The 19,975-nt window shown below is 57.5% G+C and carries 18 protein-coding genes; 7 read left to right on the forward strand and 11 right to left on the reverse strand.

What is annotated here, in order from left to right:
- Positions 1–29: 29 nt before the first annotated feature.
- From ACXM2N_RS00260 to ACXM2N_RS00275, 4 genes are all read right to left on the reverse strand, one after another.
- On the reverse strand, positions 30–527 hold the full coding sequence (locus ACXM2N_RS00260) for a hypothetical protein (RefSeq protein ID WP_458488908.1): 498 nt from the start codon (positions 525–527) through the stop codon (positions 30–32).
- Positions 527–2,065 (reverse strand): sodium/proline symporter, encoded by a 1,539-nt coding sequence (locus ACXM2N_RS00265; protein WP_458488910.1) that lies wholly within the window; start codon positions 2,063–2,065, stop codon positions 527–529. The genes ACXM2N_RS00260 and ACXM2N_RS00265 overlap by 1 nt, the downstream gene beginning before the upstream one ends.
- A 3-nt stretch (positions 2,066–2,068) precedes the next feature.
- Positions 2,069–2,191, reverse strand: coding sequence for a hypothetical protein (locus ACXM2N_RS00270; RefSeq protein WP_458488912.1), 123 nt, complete (start codon positions 2,189–2,191; stop codon positions 2,069–2,071).
- Positions 2,192–2,591: 400 nt separating this feature from the next.
- Positions 2,592–3,776 carry an alpha-amylase family glycosyl hydrolase gene (locus ACXM2N_RS00275; protein WP_458488914.1) on the reverse strand — a complete coding sequence of 395 codons (1,185 nt, stop codon included), beginning with the start codon at positions 3,774–3,776 and terminating at the stop codon, positions 2,592–2,594.
- Between the two features lie 196 nt (positions 3,777–3,972).
- Here ACXM2N_RS00275 and ACXM2N_RS00280 point away from each other — a divergent pair, with 196 nt between their 5' ends.
- From ACXM2N_RS00280 to ACXM2N_RS00295, 4 genes are all read left to right on the forward strand, one after another.
- Positions 3,973–4,959 (forward strand): substrate-binding domain-containing protein, encoded by a 987-nt coding sequence (locus tag ACXM2N_RS00280; protein WP_458488916.1) that lies wholly within the window; start codon positions 3,973–3,975, stop codon positions 4,957–4,959.
- Positions 4,956–6,041, forward strand: a complete 1,086-nt coding sequence (locus tag ACXM2N_RS00285; RefSeq protein ID WP_458488918.1) for an ABC transporter permease — start codon at positions 4,956–4,958, stop codon at positions 6,039–6,041. The genes ACXM2N_RS00280 and ACXM2N_RS00285 overlap by 4 nt, the downstream gene beginning before the upstream one ends.
- An 11-nt stretch (positions 6,042–6,052) precedes the next feature.
- On the forward strand, positions 6,053–6,811 hold the full coding sequence (locus ACXM2N_RS00290; RefSeq protein ID WP_458488920.1) for an ATP-binding cassette domain-containing protein: 759 nt from the start codon (positions 6,053–6,055) through the stop codon (positions 6,809–6,811).
- 80 nt (positions 6,812–6,891) lie between these two features.
- Complete coding sequence (locus ACXM2N_RS00295) at positions 6,892–7,482, forward strand: metallophosphoesterase (protein WP_458488922.1); 591 nt, start codon at positions 6,892–6,894, stop codon at positions 7,480–7,482.
- A gap of 48 nt (positions 7,483–7,530) precedes the next feature.
- Here ACXM2N_RS00295 and ACXM2N_RS00300 read toward each other — a convergent pair whose 3' ends face one another.
- A complete protein-coding gene (locus tag ACXM2N_RS00300) occupies positions 7,531–8,319 on the reverse strand; it encodes a hypothetical protein (RefSeq protein WP_458488924.1) in 789 nt (262 codons plus the stop codon).
- A gap of 122 nt (positions 8,320–8,441) precedes the next feature.
- Between ACXM2N_RS00300 and ACXM2N_RS00305 the strand changes: the two genes are divergently transcribed.
- From ACXM2N_RS00305 to ACXM2N_RS00315, 3 genes are all read left to right on the forward strand, one after another.
- The gene (locus ACXM2N_RS00305) at positions 8,442–8,966 is read left to right on the forward strand and encodes a peptidylprolyl isomerase (RefSeq protein ID WP_458488926.1); all 525 of its coding nucleotides are present in this window, start codon (positions 8,442–8,444) and stop codon (positions 8,964–8,966) included.
- A gap of 119 nt (positions 8,967–9,085) precedes the next feature.
- The gene (locus tag ACXM2N_RS00310; protein WP_458488928.1) at positions 9,086–9,802 is read left to right on the forward strand and encodes a rhomboid family intramembrane serine protease; all 717 of its coding nucleotides are present in this window, start codon (positions 9,086–9,088) and stop codon (positions 9,800–9,802) included.
- A gap of 152 nt (positions 9,803–9,954) precedes the next feature.
- Complete coding sequence (locus ACXM2N_RS00315) at positions 9,955–11,199, forward strand: IS256 family transposase (protein WP_458488930.1); 1,245 nt, start codon at positions 9,955–9,957, stop codon at positions 11,197–11,199.
- Positions 11,200–11,690: 491 nt separating this feature from the next.
- Here the strand turns inward: ACXM2N_RS00315 and crgA are convergent, their stop codons facing one another.
- The 6 genes from crgA to ACXM2N_RS00345 all read right to left on the reverse strand — a co-directional run bounded on the left by crgA (position 11,691) and on the right by ACXM2N_RS00345 (position 19,975).
- Positions 11,691–11,960 (reverse strand): cell division protein CrgA, encoded by a 270-nt coding sequence (crgA, locus tag ACXM2N_RS00320; protein ID WP_458488932.1) that lies wholly within the window; start codon positions 11,958–11,960, stop codon positions 11,691–11,693.
- An 81-nt stretch (positions 11,961–12,041) separates the two neighbouring features.
- Positions 12,042–14,111, reverse strand: coding sequence for a Stk1 family PASTA domain-containing Ser/Thr kinase (gene pknB, locus ACXM2N_RS00325; RefSeq protein ID WP_458488934.1), 2,070 nt, complete (start codon positions 14,109–14,111; stop codon positions 12,042–12,044).
- On the reverse strand, positions 14,108–15,667 hold the full coding sequence (locus ACXM2N_RS00330; RefSeq protein WP_458491162.1) for a protein kinase domain-containing protein: 1,560 nt from the start codon (positions 15,665–15,667) through the stop codon (positions 14,108–14,110). The genes pknB and ACXM2N_RS00330 overlap by 4 nt, the downstream gene beginning before the upstream one ends.
- Before the next feature lie 10 nt (positions 15,668–15,677).
- Positions 15,678–17,150, reverse strand: coding sequence for a penicillin-binding transpeptidase domain-containing protein (locus tag ACXM2N_RS00335; RefSeq protein ID WP_458488936.1), 1,473 nt, complete (start codon positions 17,148–17,150; stop codon positions 15,678–15,680).
- Positions 17,147–18,445, reverse strand: a complete 1,299-nt coding sequence (locus ACXM2N_RS00340; RefSeq protein WP_458488938.1) for an FtsW/RodA/SpoVE family cell cycle protein — start codon at positions 18,443–18,445, stop codon at positions 17,147–17,149. The genes ACXM2N_RS00335 and ACXM2N_RS00340 overlap by 4 nt, the downstream gene beginning before the upstream one ends.
- 6 nt (positions 18,446–18,451) lie before the next feature.
- Positions 18,452–19,975, reverse strand: coding sequence for a protein phosphatase 2C domain-containing protein (locus tag ACXM2N_RS00345; protein WP_458488940.1), 1,524 nt, complete (start codon positions 19,973–19,975; stop codon positions 18,452–18,454).

Here is a 19,975-nt window from a genome sequence, read left to right on the forward strand (position 1 = left end):
GGTTCTGCCACTCTGCGCACGTGGCGCGGTTAGCGCCTGTTGTGACAGACGGCCACGGAGCCGTTGAGGGCGTCGACAAGCACGCGGTGCTCGGCTGTTTCGAAGTACCAGTTTGGTTTCCAGAGCGGATCAATAACCTGGTTTACCGTGAGCTCGAAGTGGCCGCCTAAGCGGACGCGCTTTAAAAGTTGCGTTGCCACCATGCGGCGCGCAGCAGAGATTGCGTCTTCTTGGGTGAGTCGGAAGGTGGCCTCCTTGCCGGCGGTCAGGGTGCCTCCGGTGAGCTGATCGTCTAAGGTCCACGGGTCGGAGCTGAAGGCCTGGCCGGTGGTGCGGTCTACAAGGGCGTGCAGGAGCTGGCCGTCCAAGCGCGATGCCGGGCCGCGGGACGCACGGAGTAAAAACACGATGCCGATCATGGGGTAGTGCGTGAGTTCGGCATCCGTCATAGGCAGGCCTGGGGTAACTGCGCTTTGTGCAATGGCCCGGGCCTCTGCTGGGTCGACGCTGGCGGAGATGACAGACATTAGTTCTTCTCCGGCATCTGTACGGATAGGTTTGCGTCTTCTTTCATGGCCACGCGGGCAGAAGGTGCTTCGATATCGGCCGCGCGGTTGACGGCATCCACGATGGTTTGTGGGACAGGGTGGGACTTCTGCGTTGCAAGGGAACCGATGATCATGGCGATAGTGGAGGAGACGATACCTGCAACCATCGGGTCTAGGCCAGTGGCGTCAGTCATGCCGGAAACTTCCCAGCTCACTGAGATGACGGTGCCTACGATCATGGACGCCACAGCGCCCACCTTGTTGGCCTTCTTCCACCACACTGCGCAGACATATGCTGGCACGAACGCGGAGCCCAAAATTGTTGTTGCGAAGATGGTCAGGCCAAATACGCTGGGTGGTTGCCAGATTGCTAAGACGATGCCACCGAATGCCATCGCAACCACCGTCGCGCGGGAGATGTTGACCATCTGCTTTTCGGTCAGGTTCTTGAAGATGAAGCGCTCAGCCAGGTCGCGGGACGCGATCGTGGAAGCTTGGAGCAGGAGGGCGTCCGCGGTGGACATGATTGCTGCCATGACAGCGGCCATCACGATACCTACGGCGAAGGACGGCAGAACTGTCTTTGCTACCTCGAAGATTGCTTGCTCGGGATCAGCAAGGTTGGGCAGGATCAGGATGGCCATCATGCCGATGATGTACGGCGCAGGAATGAAGAGAATATTGAACGCCATGGAGTAAGCGGATGCCTTGCGGGCCACAGATGGCTTTTTCATGGCCATGTGGGACACCACAATGTGCGGCCACCCCAAGTATCCGATGGAGAAGATCAGGAGAGCGCCAAGGATAAGACCCCATTGGCCTTCGTACTGTAGGTCAGCGCCGAACATGGTCAACAGATTTGGGTTCTTATCCGCCAAGCCCTCGTGGCCAGCGGTCAAGCCGCCCACATATTGCAGGGCGCCGATCAGGACCCAGACCATACCGATGAGCATGATGATTGCTTGAACGAAGTCCGTGTAAGCGACGGCAAGGTAGCCACCTAGGAACGTGTAAAGCACGATGACACCGGAGGCGATGAGCAGGGAAAGCTCAAAATCGATGCCCGTGACGGAGGATAGACCGGAACCTCCCGCGATGAACTGGGACAGGAGGTAGAGGAATAAACAAAATAGCGAGATGACAGCCGCAACAAGGCGAACCACACCCGAGTCATAGCGGTGCTCGAGGTACTCGATCGAGGTGATAGAGCCAAGAATCTTGGAGAGTTTGCGCATGCGTCGGCCTAGGACGGACAGGTTGAGCACGCCACCACCCAAGTCACCGAGCGCGTACCACATGGAGAAATAGCCTTGGGCGTATGCCTGGGAGCCTGCGCCTAAGAACATGTAACCGGACATGCAGGAGGACTGCAGGCGGAGTGCGGAGACTGCGGGCCCGAGGGAGCGCCCGGCTAGGAGGTAGTCCTCGTTGGTGTTCTCACTTTTCCTCATGGACCACACGCCAATGCCGATCATTGCGAGGAAGTAGATGATAAGGAATACAACAGCTGTAGTCATGTGTTAGTCCTCATCGTCCAGTTTTTCCCAGCCGCGACTGATGAACATGAACACGATGGTGTAGATGATCCAGATGGCTGGAATCGTCACCATGATGAATGTTGTGAAATCTGGGAGGCCAAACATTCTCCCGCTCCTCTTTTTCTCTGGGTTCACTACTGCACGTAACACCGCAGGGTTACGTCGTGCTCTTTTGGGGCAGTTGGATCATTATTGGGTGAGAGTTAGAGATGTCGCTTTTAGCGTTGATCTTTAACTTTGAGCATTGGTTAGAGCGCCCATTTCATGAACACTCAAGATTGAATGTGTCCGGTGTAACAATTATTACCACTACTGCGAGAAAAATTTTGCGGGAAGCATGTGGCACGAGGATGAACGTTAACCGCATATGCGGGTGCTCCGCGGCTCTTAACGTGCTTCAACGTAGATGCCATTGCCACTGAGTTGCATCAACATTAGGGCTGCTGGAACTCACATAAGCCCGCTCTTCGCAGTTCGAAGAAGCGGGCTTGACGCGGGGTTGTGGTTAGAAGCCAAATACGACGGTGCCAAAGGGATCAGTGATGGTGGCTTGAGCTTTATCACCAGTGATGTCGAGGGAGATGAATAGTTTCCTGTCTTCGCCACGTTCGGTAACGGTGTAGCTCATCTTCTGGTTTTCCAGCTCCGTGACCTCAACTGTGGCGTTGACGAGCCAAGAGTTCTCGCGGCGCAGGTGAATGAGTCCCTTGTAGAGGTTGGTGACCTCGTTGATGTCCGCATGAGCGGGAAATTCTGGGCGGATGGCGTCATCGCCGCCGTGGCGTTCTTCTTTGAGGCCCTCCCAGCCCAGTTCATCGCCATAGTAGATGGAAGGAATGCCGGCCAAGGTGAGAAGGATGACTATGGCGATGCGGGCCTTTTCTGGCCCCACCTGCGTGGTGATGCGGGTGACGTCATGGTTAGAGATGAAGGTTTGGGGGATGAAAGACTCTGTGAATTCGTTGTGGCGCTTGAGCGTCCAGTCCAATTCGAAGAAATTCTCGTCCTTCAGGGAGGACCAAATTGCTTTCCACAGTTCGTATTGGGTGACGGAGTCCATGCCGCCGTCTTCGATGAAACTGGCGTAGTCACCGTGGATGACTTCGCCAAAGATGAAGGCATCTGGGTGTGCGCTTTTCACCTTCTCCAGCACTGGCTTCCAGAAGTCGTTGCCTACGGAGTAGGCGGCGTCGAGGCGCCAGCCATCGATGCCCTTATCTAGCCAGTGGTTCATGACATCCACCACGAACTCGGCGACAGCCGGGTTCGAATGATCGAAACGTTTGAGGTTCCCGTGCCCCTCAAAGACCTCGTCTTGGTGCAGCATCTCGGGGTGGGAGAACGTGGCGTCGGCGTGCGAGAACACGCCGTCGAAAAGCACTTTGATGCCGCGCTCATGGCAGGCGCTGATGAGTGCATCCATATCCTCATTGGTGCCTAGGCGGTCATCAACGCGGAAGTAGTCTGTGGTGTCGTAACCGTGGGTGGGGGAGGCGAACACGGGGCCCAGCAGAAGGCCGTTGAGGCCGAGGGAGGTTAGGTAATCTAGCTGATCGATCAGCTTGGCTAGCCGTGGCGTAGGTGAGTGCCGCTCGGATTGGTCCCAGATAGGTGCTCCCACAAAACCGAGTGGGTAAACGTGCCAGTAGATGGCATGTGTGGCCCAGTCTGGGATTGCGTTTCCTGCCATGGATTACTCCTTAATATATGAATCTCGATCTCAAGACTAATCACACCGCGGAGGATCCTGCATCCACCAACATCGTATTGGGCCTCTGATCGCCTTTCTTAACGTCCTGCTTAACACCACTTAATCGATCAACAAAAGACCGTTCTTGTTTGACGTTTTCGCAGGCAGAGGGCACTATCTAATGGTGACTAAGATTATGAAGACCCTAAAAGCGGCGGCGGCAGCAGTTGCCGTCACAGCTCTCGCGGCTTGTTCCTCAACCGGCGGAGCGCCACGTGAAAATGAAGCTTCAGGCGAGACCGCCGGCGGCGTGGACACCCCTCGCTACGTCGTCTCGTTCATTACCCACGGTGCACCTGGTGACACCTACTGGGACCTTGTGCGCAAGGGTGCAGAGGAAGCAGCAGCAAGGAACAACATCGAGCTGCGCTACGCATCTGACCCTCAGGCCCCTAACCAAGCAAACCTGGTGCAGTCTGCCATCGACTCCAAGGTGGATGGCATCGCCGTTACCATTCCTAACGCGCAGGCCATTGGCCCAACTGCGCAGAAGGCCGTGGACGCCGGGATCCCAACTGTGGGCCTCAACGCTGGCATGAATGACTACAAGGACTTTGGCCTCTCCGGCTTCTTTGGGCAGGACGAGACCGTTGCCGGTACCCGCGCAGGTGAGCGCCTGAAGGAAGAAGGCGCCTCCAAGGTTCTCTGTGTCATCCACGAAGCAGGCAACTCATCCCAGGAAGCTCGCTGCGATGGTGTGGAAGCGGGCCTTGGTGGAGGAAAGGTTGAGCGCATCCAGGTCAACGGCCAGGATCTCACCGCTGCACAGGCAACGATGCAGTCCAAGCTTTCCCAGGATCCAACCATTGACACCGTCTTTGGCTTGCAGGCACCAGTGGCCATGCGCGCCGTAGATGCTGTCAAGGATGCCGGCTCTGACGCAGAGATCGTCACCTTCGACACCAACGCTGAGCTGGTTGACGCTATCGCGGATGGCCGCATCAAGTGGGCAGTGGACCAGCAGCCATACCTGCAGGGCTACCTGGCAGTGGATTCCCTATGGGTGGCAAAGCGCAACGGCGGCACCTTGGGTGGTGGCCAGCCGGTATTTACCGGCCCAAGCTTCGTGGACGCCACCAACGTGGCCGACGTTGCTGAGGCAGCAAAGGCTGGTCTTCGATGAGTGAAGTGCCAGCAGCGAAGGCACCTACGCAAACAGCAGAACACATCGATGACGGACGCAGCAGCATTGCCGACGACCGCCTGCGCACCCACTCCGGGTTCGCACGGTTGATCAGGCGGCCGGAACTCGCCAGCCTGCTTGGCTTACTGCTCATCCTCGTCCTCTTCTTGTCAGTAGCTCCGGCGTTCCGCTCGCTCGATGCCCTAGCCACCACCTTGTATGCATCCTCCACGCTCGGCATCGTGGCGCTGGCCGTGGGACTGCTCATGATTGGCGACGAGTTCGACCTGTCCTCCGGCGTTGCGGTTACCACCTCTGCGCTGGCGGCCACCATGTTGAACTACAACCTGCACTTGAACGTGTGGGTGGGTGCCTTCATCTCACTGGGCATCGCGCTCATCATCGGCCTGATTAACGGCCTGCTCGTCACCCGCACAGGCATCGCCAGCTTCCTGATCACCCTGTCAGCCTTCCTGATGCTGCAGGGCCTGAACCTAGCCGTAACCAAGCTGGTGACCGGCCAGGTAGCAACCCCATCGATCCGTGACATGGAGGGCTTCGACTCCGCACGAGTTTTCTTCTCTGGCACCGTCAACATTGGTGGGGTGGGCATCCGCGCAACCGTCTTCTGGTGGCTGTTGTTCGTGGCCATTGCCTCCTTTGTTCTGTTCAAGACAAAATTCGGTAACTGGATCTTCGCTGTTGGTGGCGACAAAGAAGCAGCCCTCGCCGTGGGCGTTCCCGTACGTCGCGTGAAGATCACCCTATTCATGCTGGTCAGCTTTGCAGCGTGGTTCGTGGGCATGCACACCTTGTTCGCCTTCGACTCCATCCAAGCCGGCCAAGGCGTGGGCAACGAGTTCCTCTACATCATCGCCGCCGTCATCGGCGGTTGTGCCCTCACCGGCGGCCGCGGCACGGCAATCGGCACCGCCATCGGCGCGCTGATCTTCGGCATGACCAACCAAGGCATCGTGTACGCAGGCTGGAACCCAGACTGGTTCAAATTCTTCCTCGGCGCCATGCTGCTATTCGCAGTGATAACCAACATGACCGTAGCTAAGTTCAATCAGAAGCGATAGGAGAACACACTATGGCAATCATTGAACTCAAAGACATCACCAAATCCTACGGCAGCTTCGACGCCCTCCGCGGCGTGAACCTGTCTGTAAAAGAAGGCGAAGTCACCTGCGTGCTGGGCGATAACGGCGCCGGCAAATCCACCCTCATCAAAATTCTGTCCGGACTGCATCAGCAGACCTCCGGCACGTTGCTCATCGACGGCAAAGAGACCACCTTCAGCTCGCCACGCGACGCCATCGACGCCGGCATCGCCACCGTGTACCAAAACCTGGCAATCGTGGACGACATGAGCGTCTGGCGCAACTTCTTCCTCGGCCAAGAACTCACCTCCTTCCTTGGCCGATTGAAGACAGAAGAAATGAAAGAAATCTGCTCAACCCAGCTCAAAGAAATGGGCATCGACATCCCCGACGTTGATGTGGAAGCAGGCAACCTCTCCGGCGGCCAACGCCAAGTAGTGGCCATCGCCCGCGCCGTATACTTTGGCGCCCGCGTCATCATCCTGGACGAGCCCACCGCAGCACTGGGTGTGAAACAGTCCGGTGTAGTACTCCGCTTCGTAGCCAAGGCACGCGAACGCGGCATCGGCGTAGTCCTCATCACCCACAACCCGCACCACGCGTACCTTGTAGGAGACCACTTCTCCATCCTCAAACTAGGTAAGCAGGTACTTGACGTAGAGCGCAGCGACGTTGCGCTGGAAGAGCTCACGCTCCAGATGGCCGGTGGTGGCGACCTGGAAGCACTTAGTCACGAGCTACGTCGTTAAAGTAACGTTGCGTTACTTATAGGCCAGCACCGACCGGTGCTGGTCTTTATTTATTCCACAGCAGATCTTAGGCTGGGGGAATGACCATCTTCTTTACCTCTGATCACCACTTCGGCCATGCCAACATCATCAAATACTGCAATCGGCCTTTTGATTCGGTTGAGCAGATGAATGAGCATTTGCGCGAGAAGTGGTGCGAGGTTGTGAAGCCTGACGACGTCATCTACCACCTTGGTGATCTCGCACTCGGTGATTTCGAGAGCAGCATGAAGGTGGCTGCCTCCCTGCTAGGCAAGAAGTACCTGATCCCTGGCAACCACGACCGCGTGAGCCTCGTTGCGCCAGAGAAATACCGCAGTCGTTTCTGGCCGGTGTATGAGAAGGCAGGTTTTGAGATTTTGGATGAGCAGATGTACTTCGACCTCGGCGCCGCGGTGGGTGAAGATAGCTTGCAGGTGTTGTTGTGCCACTACCCGCCGTTTGGTGACTCGCAGACGGATGAGGAACGCTTCCAACACTTGAGGCCCGTGACGGATCTTCCAGTGATCCACGGGCATACCCACCAGTTTGATGTGGGGGATGGTCATTTTGTGCACGTGGGTGTGGATGCGCGCGGATTTGCACCGGTTTCTGCTCGCATTCTTTACGACGAGGTTCAGGCCGCCCACTAAAAAAGGGCGACCCCGCACAGCGGGGTCGCCCTTAAAAGAGGTAGAAAATTACTTCTCTGCTTCTTCCTCAGCCTCGTCCTCATCGGTGATCAGACGGTGCTTAGCCATCTGCTCGTCGATGGAACCCAACAGCTCCTCGTCGCGCTCAGCAGCGCCCTCTTCAGGGGACGCAACGTGGTCGCTGGAAGGGGTCTCGGTGGAGTAGACCAAGGTTGGCTCTTCGGCAGCTGCAGCGGCTTCTGCAGATGCAGCTCCAGCGGCAGCGCCGGCAGCTACGTCATTGGGGGTTGGGACAGATGCTGGGTTATTGGCGGCGGCCTTTGCCTCAGCAGCAATGTCAGATGCCTTTGGTGGTTGGGTGTCTGCAGGAGCCTTCTTCTTGCCGTCAACAACCAGGTAAACGACGCCAGCAATAGCGGCGAGGACGACGCTTAGGAGGCCAGCGCGTGCAACACGCTGACCGAAGGTTACCTTTGGCTTAGCAATCTGCTTGCGGTACTTCTCAGCCTTCTTTACGCCCTGCTTCTTGGTCTTAGCTAGATCCTTCTTGGTGGACTTAGCTAGGGCCTTACCGTCCTTAGCCAAGGCGTCCTTCTTGGCCTGTGCCTCAGCAATGGCGGCCTGCGTGCGCTTACGAGCCTGCTCAGTAAGAGTGGTTGCCTGCTTCTTACCCTCGTTGAGCTTGGCGGCAACGTTATCGGCTACATCGTCGTAAGAATCAGCAGCGTTGAGCAGTGAATCGTATGCCTCGCGTGCCTTGCGATCTTGGTACTCAGAGAAGGTATCGTACGCGCGCTTAGCAACCGTGATGGCCTGCTTGATGCTACGAGAATCCATGTTGGTTCCTACTTTCCTAATTAACACTTTGCTTCGCTACCAGCCATAAATGGGTAGGCGGACGTAGCGTCTTAACTACCTAGCGTAGCGAGAAATCAATTTCCTTGCCTAGAATGGGCTTCATGAGTTTCAAGACTGCAACTGCAATCATGCACACCAACCACGGTGACATTGAGATCGAGCTCTTTGGCAACCACGCTCCAAAGACAGTAGAGAACTTCATCACTTTGGCTGACGGTACCGCTGACTACAAGACCGAGAACGCTTCTGGCACCACTGAGGGCCCTTTCTACGACGGTGCGATCTTCCACCGCGTCATCAACGGCTTCATGATTCAGGGCGGCGACCCAACCGGCACCGGCCGTGGCGGCCCTGGCTACCAGTTCGAGGATGAGTTCCACCCAGAGCTCCGCTTCGATCGCCCATTCCTCCTAGCTATGGCTAATGCGGGCCCTGGTACCAATGGTTCCCAGTTCTTCATCACCGTGGCTCCAACCCCACACCTGAACAACGCTCACACCATCTTCGGTGAGGTTACTGATGCGGAGTCTCAGAAGGTCGTTGCGTCCATCGCAACCACCGCCACTGACCGCATGGACCGCCCAACTGAGCCAGTTGTTATCGAGTCCATCGAGATCAAGAAGTAAGACCATCGCCGCAACGCTTCTGTTGCTGCGAGGGAGTTAGAAAAAGAAACCTAACTTTTTCCTAGCTTCTACGCCCCTGTCGTCTGGCAGGGGCGTTTTTGTCGTTCATAATGGGCGATGTGAGAAGTAATTCGGTCGCAAGAAACTACCTCAACCAAGCACCAGTCACGACGGCGCTGGGCATAGTGATGACCGTAATATTCCTCATCACTGCTGTGCAGTCGCACTCTATTACCCAACCGCTCACGGATTCGCGCTTTGGTGACTACCTCATCCTGTACGGACCAGTAGCGACGCTGCTCCCTGAAGGCATCTCTCACGTTGTGGGCTCAATGTTTCTCCATGTCAGCATCAGCCACCTCGCGGTGAACCTGTTCATGCTCATTTTCATTGGTAGGGAAGTGGAGCGTTACTTTGGTGGTCTTACCTATGCGTGGGTGTTCCTCGCTGGCGGTGTTGGGGCTGCAGCCGCTGTGGTGTGGTTCGACTATGCCACGCCTACCGCCGGTGCATCTGGCGCGTTATACGCACTCATGACCGTCCTCATCGCTATTGCGATAAAGCGGAAAACGGATCTTCGAGCCCCAATAGTGCTGCTTCTTGTGAACTTAGGGTTCACGTTCATTACCCCAGGCGTATCGCTGTGGGGTCACGTGGGTGGTCTCGTGGCGGGTCTTGCTATGTCGCCAGCAGTTTTTATCCACAGCGGCAAACCCGCCATGTTGGGTTACGCCATCCGATTGGTGTGGATTGTTGTGATTTTTGCTTTCAGTTGGCTCCTCATCATGCTCAAGGGCTTGTATTTTGCGGGTCTTGTGGATGCATTTGAAGTGTAAGTTTTCACAATTTTCACACCCGAACTGGTTGCGTCCGCTAGCGTGGTGTATCTGTAGCCCGCGGTAGGCCTTGTGCCGGTGCACAATGAGGCGACCATCGCGGGTACCTTTCGAATCAACTCTTACCTATCCTCGAAAGGAAGTACCCTGCGATGGCCGCTGACCCCAATCATATCGATCCGACCGCGTATGTCGAAGAGCTACTGACTCAAGCATCCCCAGACCTGATGCGCCAAATGCTCACTGACTTCATCAACCAGATTCTCTCCGCCCAGGCAGACACCGTCTGCGGGGCAGATTATGCAACAGTGTCGCCGGATCGTACAAACACCCGCAATGGTTACCGTCACCGACAGCTAGATACCCGCGTCGGCAGTATTGATGTGGCAATCCCGAAGCTACGCACCGGCTCATTTTTCCCCGACTGGCTGCTAGAGCGCCGCAGCCGCACCGAACGCGCCCTGACCACAGTTATCGCCACCTGCTACCTCAAGGGGGTCTCCACCCGCAGGATGAACGACCTAGTCGCCACACTCGGTATCAACAACCTATCGAAATCACAGGTCAGCGAGATGGCCAAAGAGCTTGACACGATGGTCGAACAATTCCGTACCAGACCATTGGACCAGGGCCCGTATTACTACCTCTCCTGTGACGCGTTGACGATGAAAGTGCGGGAAGGCGGCCGAGTCGTCAAAGCCAGCGTGCTACTGGCCACAGGTGTCAACGCTGACGGCTACCGCGAACTGCTTGGCATGCAGGTTGCTACAGCGGAATCTACCGCGTCGTGGACGGGTTTCTTCCGCGACCTCATCGCCCGTGGCCTCACCGGGGTATTCCTGGTCACCAGCGATGCCCATCTTGGTATTCAAGCAGCCGTGGGTGATTGCCTGCCGCAGGCTAGTTGGCAGCGGTGCCGCACCCACTTCGCGAAGAACCTATCAGCCCAGGTACCGAAGACCCAGTGGCCGACCCTATCAGCAATGTTTCACACGATCTTCCAGCAACCCGATGCCACCAACGTGTGGGTCCAGGCCAGGGATGTGGTGGAGTTCTGCCAGCACAAGTTCCCGAACGTGGCAGACTACCTCGAGGAGTGTCTCGACGAGCTGTTGGCGTTTACCGCTGCGCCGAAAGCGGTGTGGAGCAAAATCTGGTCAAATAACCCCACTGAACGGCTCAATAGAGAGATCCGCCGGCGTAGCGATGTCGTAGGAATCTTCCCAAACCGAGACGCTGTAGTGCGCCTTGTTGGGGCGGTTTTGGCCGAACAGCACGATGACTGGATCCAACAGAAACGTTATATGTCACTGGCCAGCCTGACACAGACCAAAGAGATCATCGCCGCTGGGGTCATCGACGAGGACCGCGACAACAACCAGGAAAACGCCGCGTGAATACCCTCACCCCCCATCCCCGAGACGGCCCCTAAACCACCGCCATGAAACTAACCCCAGATTCGAAATACAGATACACCACTACCCAGGACTTGACCCCCGAACTGGGAATTGTGCACAGATCGGTGGTTTTTCACAGAAGTTATCCACATTGTGGATAATTACATGTGTGTTGTTCGAATTTCGATGATCTATTTCGTTTTCGAAAACCGCAGGTCAAATAAATTTACACAGGCACTTTTCGAACAAAAGCGCAGGTGGGGATAAGGTGAATAAAGTTATCCACAGGCTGTGTAAAAGACTGTGGACAAGCCTGCTATGTGGGTTAAATACACAGTTATCCACAGGCGGTGGACAACTGTTGTTCACACCGGTGGACAAGTTGACCTGGCGTTCAGGAAAACCCCATATGGTGTCCATTGGGCCGAAGAAGGGCATAAAAAATGCACCATCCACAGAGTGAATGGTGCTTTAAGTAACGCAACGTTACTTTAACGCCAACCCATGGTCATGAGTAGACCTACGATGAAGAGACCGAAGCCGATGGCGTAGTTCCATGGGCCCAGCTCAGTCATCAGAGCAATGTCCTGACCTGCTAGGTAGTTCACAACCAGCCATGCGAGGCCAATGAGCATGAGGCCGAACATGATGACCTTGTACCACATTGGGGTGCCGGAAGAGTTGATCTTTACCGGGGTGCGGTTGCTTGAAGATCTAGGAACCTGCGACGTATTGTTCGACGAGATCTTTGCTTTTGGCATGAGTTACGTCCCCTTGAGTTTTAGTTAGGTCGTTTCTAGGCAATATACCAGTAACGACAAGATTTCATTAAAGTCTGTTCCCTAGTTACGGGCTGCGTCGCGGATGGCATCCACAACGTTATTCACGGCGTCACTTGCCGTCTCACCGGGGTTGATCTGCCAGAGGCGAACAGTGATGTCCGCGTCCTTGCGCAACTCCGCGCCACCAGTTGGCTCCTGGAAGCCGATGAGGTTGGCGTCAGTAGGAAGTGGCGTGGTGATTGGTTCACCGATCTTGAGTTGATCATCCGTGCCTTCCCATCCAGCCCTGCGCAGGGTGGCGAGCGCCTGGGTGCGGGACTGCCGCACGATAGTTGGCACAGCAAAGAGCATACCGTTGGATACCTCAAGCGTGACTGGTGAGTCCTTCCTTACCTCTTGGCCTTCGCCGGAAGCGGAAAGGACGGTTCCTTCTGGCTCCTTAGAATCAACCATGTTCACCTGTACCTTGAATCCAAGGGAGGTGAGCAGCGATTCAGCCTGCTCCCGACGCATGCCGGACAGGTTAGGAACGGTTTCCTTCTCAACACCGGTGGAGACGGTGATGGTGATGCGGGAACCCTTGGACACCTGGGCGCCTGCGGCTGGGGATTGATCCATCACGGAGCCTTCCTTGACGTCGTCGGAAGGCTCTTCACGGACGGTAGAGTCCAGCTCAAGGCCAGCTTTCTCAAGCGCCTTCTGAGCATCAGCAATGGTCATGTCACGAACGTCAGGAACTTCGGTGATCTCCTTGCCGGAGGATACAGTCACAGTAACCGTGGATCCGCCAGGCACGGCGGAGCCGGTGGCTGGGTTGGTGCGGATGACAACACCACGAGGGATGTCAGGGTTTGGCTCAGAGTTGACGGTGACCTGCAAGCCAAGGCGCTCGAGTTCAGAGACGGCTTCGGTTTGTGGTTTGTTGTTCAACTCTGGGATCTGGACCAGCGTTGCGCTGGAATCGTTACCGTCATTAATGAAGTAGTCATAGGCAAAGATTGCACCGACACCCAGAATGACGACAGACGCAAGCGTGGCCAGAGCCTTGAACAAGCCGTTGCTTTTTTCTTCTTCCTCGTACTCTTCGTACTCCCAGTCATCTTCGTCCTCTGGGTATTCCTCCACCGGTTCTGGAGCATCGGTTGCGGCAGCAACCGGAACGGCGGTGGCCGCGGCCACGGTGCCGGCAGCGATAGCCGGTGCAACCATGGTCTGGTTGTCGTCGGAAGGCGCCTGATCCTCGTGGTGCTCAGGCTCCACGTGGTGGCGTGCTGCATGAGTGACGGAGCCACGTTCAAGGCGCGCCAAATCCTCGGCCATTTCCTGGGCTGACTGGTAACGGTCGCCTGGATGCTTAGCCATAGCGGACAAAATCACCGCGTCTAGGTTGAGTGCGGCGGTTGGGGAAAGATCCTTGACGTACTCGCTCGGCGGCGTTGGGTCCTCCTGCACGTGTTGGTACGCCACGGAGAACGGTGAGTCACCTTCAAATGGTGGCTTGCCCGTGACCATTTCGTACATGACGCAACCCAGTGCGTAGAGATCGGAGCGGCCATCCAATTTCTTTCCGCGAGCCTGCTCAGGTGAGAGGTACTGCGCCGTGCCGATCACTGCGGAGGTCTGGGTCATGGCGGATGTGGCGTCGTTGAGTGCCTGCGCGATGCCGAAGTCCATGATCTTGACGGAGCCAGTGTTGGTGATCATGATGTTTGCTGGCTTGATATCGCGGTGGATGATGTCAGCCTCATGGCTAGCTTGCAGCGCCCCGCACACTGGGCCCAGTACCTTTGCGGCGTTCGTGGGTGTCATCGGGCCATCTTCGCGGATGACGTCCCGGATGGTGCGGCCGTGCACCAGTTCCATCACAATGTAGGGAGTTCCCACGCCATCGCGCTCGTATTCACCAGTGTCATAGACGGCCACGATCGCTGGGTGGTTCAAGCGAGAGGAGTTCTGGGCTTCCTTACGGAATCGCTCACGGAAGCTTACGTCGCGAGCCAAATCGGGGCGCAGCATCTTGATGGCTACTTCACGTCCCAGCAGAGTATCGGTCGCGGCGTATACCTCAGACATACCGCCAGTGCCGATGAGCTCGCCGAGCTCGTAACGGTTCGCTATACGCTCACTCACTGCTGGACTCCTTCTGCTTGCGCATTGTTTTGTATGTTGTCCTCAACGTCCTCCACTAAGCTTTGGATCTCGTCTGGAACATTTGTTGGAAGGGGGCTTCCTTGCCCCTGCTGCCCCGTATTTCCTGGCTCATTGCCCGGTACTGGTGGGGTAGCTGGGTCAGTATTTTCTGGGTCTAAGGTAACAGTTTCGGCCTCATTTGGGTTATCCGGCCCTGATGGGAGATCCATCGTAGGGGTAGCGGACTGCGTTGCATCAGTGGTCGGTTGTTCCTGCTGCGTAGGTGTTACCGGTTCCGGTGCCGGTGCGGGAGTTACCTGCTCGGGAGTATTTTCCTCCGTTATCGTGACGGTCTCCGGAGTGGGCGGCACGGTGTCTTCTGAATTGCCGGAACCGAACCAGCCTTGGGAGAAACCGAAAACAACGGCACCGACCGCCGCGGCGGTCAGCAACGCCAAGCCGAAACCGGTGGCAAGGCCAGCCCCGCCCTTCTTCTTTTGGGGTGCTTGTCGACGCTGCGGCGCAGGGCTAGGCACCGCACCAGGTGCCGGTGCCGCGTGCGGTGCTTGTGCCCGCGGCACGTGGCCGGAGGTGTATGCGGATGCAGGAACAACGGTGGTGGGCTGTGCCACCTGTCCGAGTGCATGCGTGGAGGCCGTAGGTGAGGGCTGCGGGGCGATCCGATTGAGCGGCGCGGACTTAGGCTGCGGTGGGCGCTTGCCCATGCGGGCCGCGTGCACGGCTAAGGCTAGCTCGTTACCATCGGCGTAGCGCGCGTCGGCTTCTTTGCGCAGGGCAATGCCAATGAGCTCGCGGGCTGGCGCGGAAATGGTGGTGGGAAGGGCCGGTGGGGCTTGGTTGATGTGGGCGATAGCTACGCTCACGGAGGAATCGCCCACGAAGGGGCGCTCGCCCGCGAGCATTTCATAGCCGACCACTCCAAGGGAGTACACGTCTGAGCTGGGAAGCACGTCATGGCCCTGGGCCTGCTCAGGTGATACGTACTGGGCAGTGCCCACCACCATGCCGGTGCGGGTGAGCGGCACGGCGGCCGCGGCCTTAGCAATGCCGAAGTCTGTGATCTTGACTTGGCCTACCTGGGTGACCATGAGGTTGCCCGGCTTGATATCACGATGCACCATGCCCATGCGATGGATCACGGACAACCCGTGCGCGGCCTGTTCCAAAACGTCCAAAGCCAGCTCTTCCGGGAGAGACTTCTTGCGCGCCAACAGGTCAGCGAGGGACTCGCCACGCACGTACTCCATCACGATGAAGCAGAGAGTTCGGCCATGGTGGTTGATCTCGCGGTAGTCATAGGTGGCTACCACGTTCTCGGACTCGATTTTTTCACTGGCCAAGGCCTCATTGCGGAACCTTGACAGGAATTCATCATTATCGGAGAACTCCGGTCGCAGAACCTTGATCGCCACCTCCCGCTGGTGGAGGTTGTCATCCGCTAGCCACACGGTGGACATGCCACCGTGGCCCACAACCCACTGGAGGGTGTAATCATCACCAATGAGCTCTTGAAGTTCTGCTTGGGATTCAGAAATGGAGGACACTTTACTCGCCTCCGTTGTCTAGTTCTCGCTGCGCTAGTGCTTGCTGCGCGGCAGCAATCACCGCGCGGCCAATAGGCGCAGCAACGGTACCGCCGGTCGCGCTAGGGCCCATGTTGCCACCATTTTTCACCAGAACCGCCACGGCAACATCCGCGTCAGCAGAGGGACCAAAAGCGATGTACCACGTGTGGGGATCGGAGGAACCGGAGTCCTCGCCATGTTCGGCTGTACCCGTCTTAGACGCAATATCTTGGCCAGCGTAGCCAGAAGTGGAGCGCTCAGAACCGCGCATGAGCTCAGTGAGGGTATTTGCCACATCCTCACTCAGGGCCTCATTCAGCTGGCGTGGCTTGTGCTCAGAAATCACGGACAGGTCATCGCCAGTGACCTTGGAAACCAAGTATGGCTCCATGCGCTTGCCCTTGTTTGCTACCGTCGCTGCAACGACTGCGTTGTGCAACACCGTCATGGCAACGTCACGCTGACCAATAGCGGACTGGCCGAGGGCAGGCTCATCGTTAATCTCACCGAGCGTACCACCCACCATCGGGATGCCCAGATCGTAGGTGGATGAGATGCCAAACGCATCCGCCGCATCACGCAGCGCGTCGCTGCCCGCGCCGATACCCATCTCCACGAACGCGGTGTTACAGGATAACGCGAAGGCAGTCGCCAGCGTCACCTGTCCGCCGCCCGCACATGGCCTTCCGGCGTAGTTCTCCAACGTGGTGTCAGTACCAGGCAACGTGATTTCTGGCGCGCCAGTGAGCATAGAACCTGGCCCGTAGCCATTATTCAGTGCAGCGGCAGTAGTAACCACCTTGAAGGTGGATCCCGGTGGCAGGGACTCCTGGGTTGCCTTGTTCAGAAGCGGGTTAGCGGGATTGTTCGAGTACTCATCCCACGCGGATTGGCCTCCGGCTGGGTCTACAATGCGCGCCGGGTTGTAGGAAGGGGTGGAAGCCATGGCCAGCACCTCGCCCGTGGATGGGCGGAGCGCCACAACAGCGCCCTCGTAGTTGTTGGCGGACAGTTGCTGGTAGGCAACCTCCTGCACGCTAGGAATGAGGGTGAGCTCAACATTGCCCACCTGCTTCTCATTGGAGATGAGCTGCTTCCACACCTGCTTGGCGCCCACCTGGTTGCCGGTGAGCACATCATTCATGCCCGCCTCGACGCCTGCGGCGCCGTAAACGTCGGAGAGATAACCCTCCACAGGGCCATAGGCCGCTGGGTTGGTCACGTATTCGCGCCGGAAAAAGCCGTCCTCGTCTTGGTAGGACTGCGCCAATACCTGACCGCCGGCGGAGATTTGTCCACGCGGTGATGTCTTGGCCTCGATGAACGCACGACGGTTGTTTGGGTTGTCTGCGTACTTGTCATCGCTGAACGCTTGGATGATGGTGAGGTTGACCAACAGTACCAGGCTCAGGATGAGTGCGAATAGGGCCGTGAAACGGATTGATTTGTTCATCGCTTCGCCTCCGCTCCGGAGTGGGAGATTCTCAAGATGATTGCCATCAGGATGTAATTAGCCATCAGGGAGGAACCACCCTGGGACATGAATGGGGTGGTGAGTCCGGTCATTGGGATCAGCGCGGTCACGCCACCAGTAACCACGAACACCTGGATAGCCACGGTCAGCGCCAAACCGGCAGCCACGAGCTTTCCGTAGGAATCACGCGTCAGCAACGCAGTGCGCATGCCACGGGATACGAAGATAGCGAACAGCACCAGGATTGCTGCGATGGTGACAAAGCCTAGTTCCTCGCCAAAGGCAGCCAAGATGTAGTCAGACTGCGCCAGCGGAATCAGGTATGGGTGTCCCTGGCCTAGGCCAGAACCCGTCATGCCGCCGGAGCTAAATCCGAACAGGCCTTGGGAGAGCTGGAAACCAGTGGTGTCATAGTGGGCCAACGGATCCATGAAATTATTGAAGCGGGCTTGGATCTTGTCAGAGAACATGTACAAGCCGGTGCCGCCAACAACCACCAGAACGAATCCGATTAGCAGCCAAGAAACGCGGGAGGTGGCGATGTAGAGCATGCCAAAGACCGTGGCTACGAGAAGCAGCGCCGGGCCAAAATCGTTCTGGCCCGCCATGATGAGGATGGCCACTGCCCACACGCCCAAGATTGGGCCAAGGTCACGCAGGCGTGGGAATTCCATGCCCAGGATGCGGTAGCCGGCCACGTTAAACAGCGCGCGCTTGTTCACCAATAGTTGGGCGAAGAAGAGCAGGAGGAGTACCTTGGCAAACTCGCCCGGCTGCAGGCTGAGAGGGCCAATAGTGATCCAAATGCGCGCGTCAGCATTGATGGAAGATGGCCACACTAGTGGTAGGGCCAGCAAGAAGAGGCCCAGAAGACCCAGAACGTAGGAGTAGCGGGAGAGTACGCGGTGATCACGGATCACGGCAAGAACCACGATCATGAGCACCACTGCCAGCAACGTCCACAGCACCTGTCGCGATGCCAGGGAGGTTTCGGCCGCCAAGTCTAGGCGGTAGACCATCACCAAGCCCAGGCCGTTCAGCAGCGCTGCTACGGGCAGCATGATTTGGTCAGCCCGCGGCGCCAGTGCGCACAGAGCGAGGTGGGCGATGGTAAATACGGCAATGAAGCCACCGATGACCCACGCGGTAGCGGCGTTGATGGCGATCTCCTGAGCAAAGTTCAGGCTCACCAGTGCGGTGGCAATGATGATGGTGGCGAAAACCAGCAGGCCGAACTCGGTCCTGCGTGCCGCCAAGTTCTTGAAGAAAGACATGGGTTCTTACACCTCCCGGCAATTGGTGCCTGGGGATGAAAGATCACCAGGGCTGCGTGTTGGCGTCACAGACACCGCGCTAGTGGGGGCTTTATTCTCCGAAGTTTGTGGAGTGCTCTCAGCACTGCGGCGTGCAGAGGTAGTGGCAGTAGAGGAAGCCTTGGAGGGCTTCGTATCGCGCGCTTGCCGGGTCACGCAGACAGGCAGGGTTTCATCAGCAAGACGCTGTACCTGCTTGAGCACGTCATCGTAGGGCCCTTCCGGCAAGGTGGCTACCTGCCCGCGGGTGGATTCCTTCAGATCCTGCAAGCGGAGACGGTGACAGTCACTGGCGTCATCGGGCGCCACCAAGGTGAGATTGTCTTGCTGGTCAAGGCAGGCACGCTGGTAGATCTGGTGCATGCTCTTGCCCAGGATGGTGGAGTTGGTGCCTTGTTCGATGACAATTTCCTCCCCATCAGTAGCAACAAAGTAAGTGTCATCCACCGAGTTGGTGAACCACGCCAGCCCGCCAAGCCCAACGAGGACAACAGCCACCAGCGCGATGAGCGGGATGAGGAACGTGCGCTTGCTGCGGCCCTCAGGTTCGGCGGTGTCCAGTGTGCTGCTTTCCGACGCCGCCTCGCCTGCAGTAGCAGGCGCAGCCTCGGCCGCTTGCGAAGCCGAAGGCTTCGGCGGGATGGTCTGGGGCTGGCGCTGCTGCAGAGCGCGCGCCGCGCGACTTGCCGCGGTGTCGGGATGTGAGGACTGCTTCGGTGTTGAGGAGTTAATAGCGCCAGCAGTCATGCCTACGGTTGGCAACGTGGAGTCTGGTGTGGATCCCTCCACCACATCAGCCACGACTACCGTGACGTTATCCGGGCCACCTGAGCGCAGAGCGAGCTCGATGAGTCGGAAAGCAGCATCTTCTGGGGTGCCCTGGCGCAGGGTGTCTTCAATGGTGGTGGCAGTTACCGGATCGGACAGGCCATCGGAACACAGCAGGAGGCGGTCGCCCACGCGGGCGTCCACAGTCTTGAGTGTTGGCTCTACCGGACGGCCAGCGTAGGCCTTCAAGATCAAGGAGCGCCGCGGGTGCGTGCTCACATCTTCCGGTGCTAGTTCACCCTTGTCCACCAAAGACTGAACGTAGGTGTCATCAACGGTGATTTGCTCCAGCTTGCCGTCGCGCAAGCGGTAGGCGCGGGAGTCACCCACGTGGCACATGCCAAATTCCTCGCCGTTGAACATCAACGCGGTCAGCGTGGTGCCCATGCCGTCTGTCTCAGGGACCTCACGAACACCGCGGGCAATGGCACGGTTAGCGTCATCAGCAACTGATGCGAGAAGCGCCAGCATGTCATTATCTTCCGGATTGGCATCTAGCTTTGCCAGGTGATGAATCATCAGCTGGGAGGCAACCTCGCCCGCGGCGTGACCACCCATGCCGTCTGCCAGTGCAAGAAGATGAGGGCCGGCGTACGCGGAATCTTCGTTGTTTCCGCGTACCCAGCCTTGATCTGATGCAGTGGTGAAATTGAGTTTCATCAT

The sequence above is a fragment of the Corynebacterium sp. ZY180755 genome, assembly GCF_054331495.1.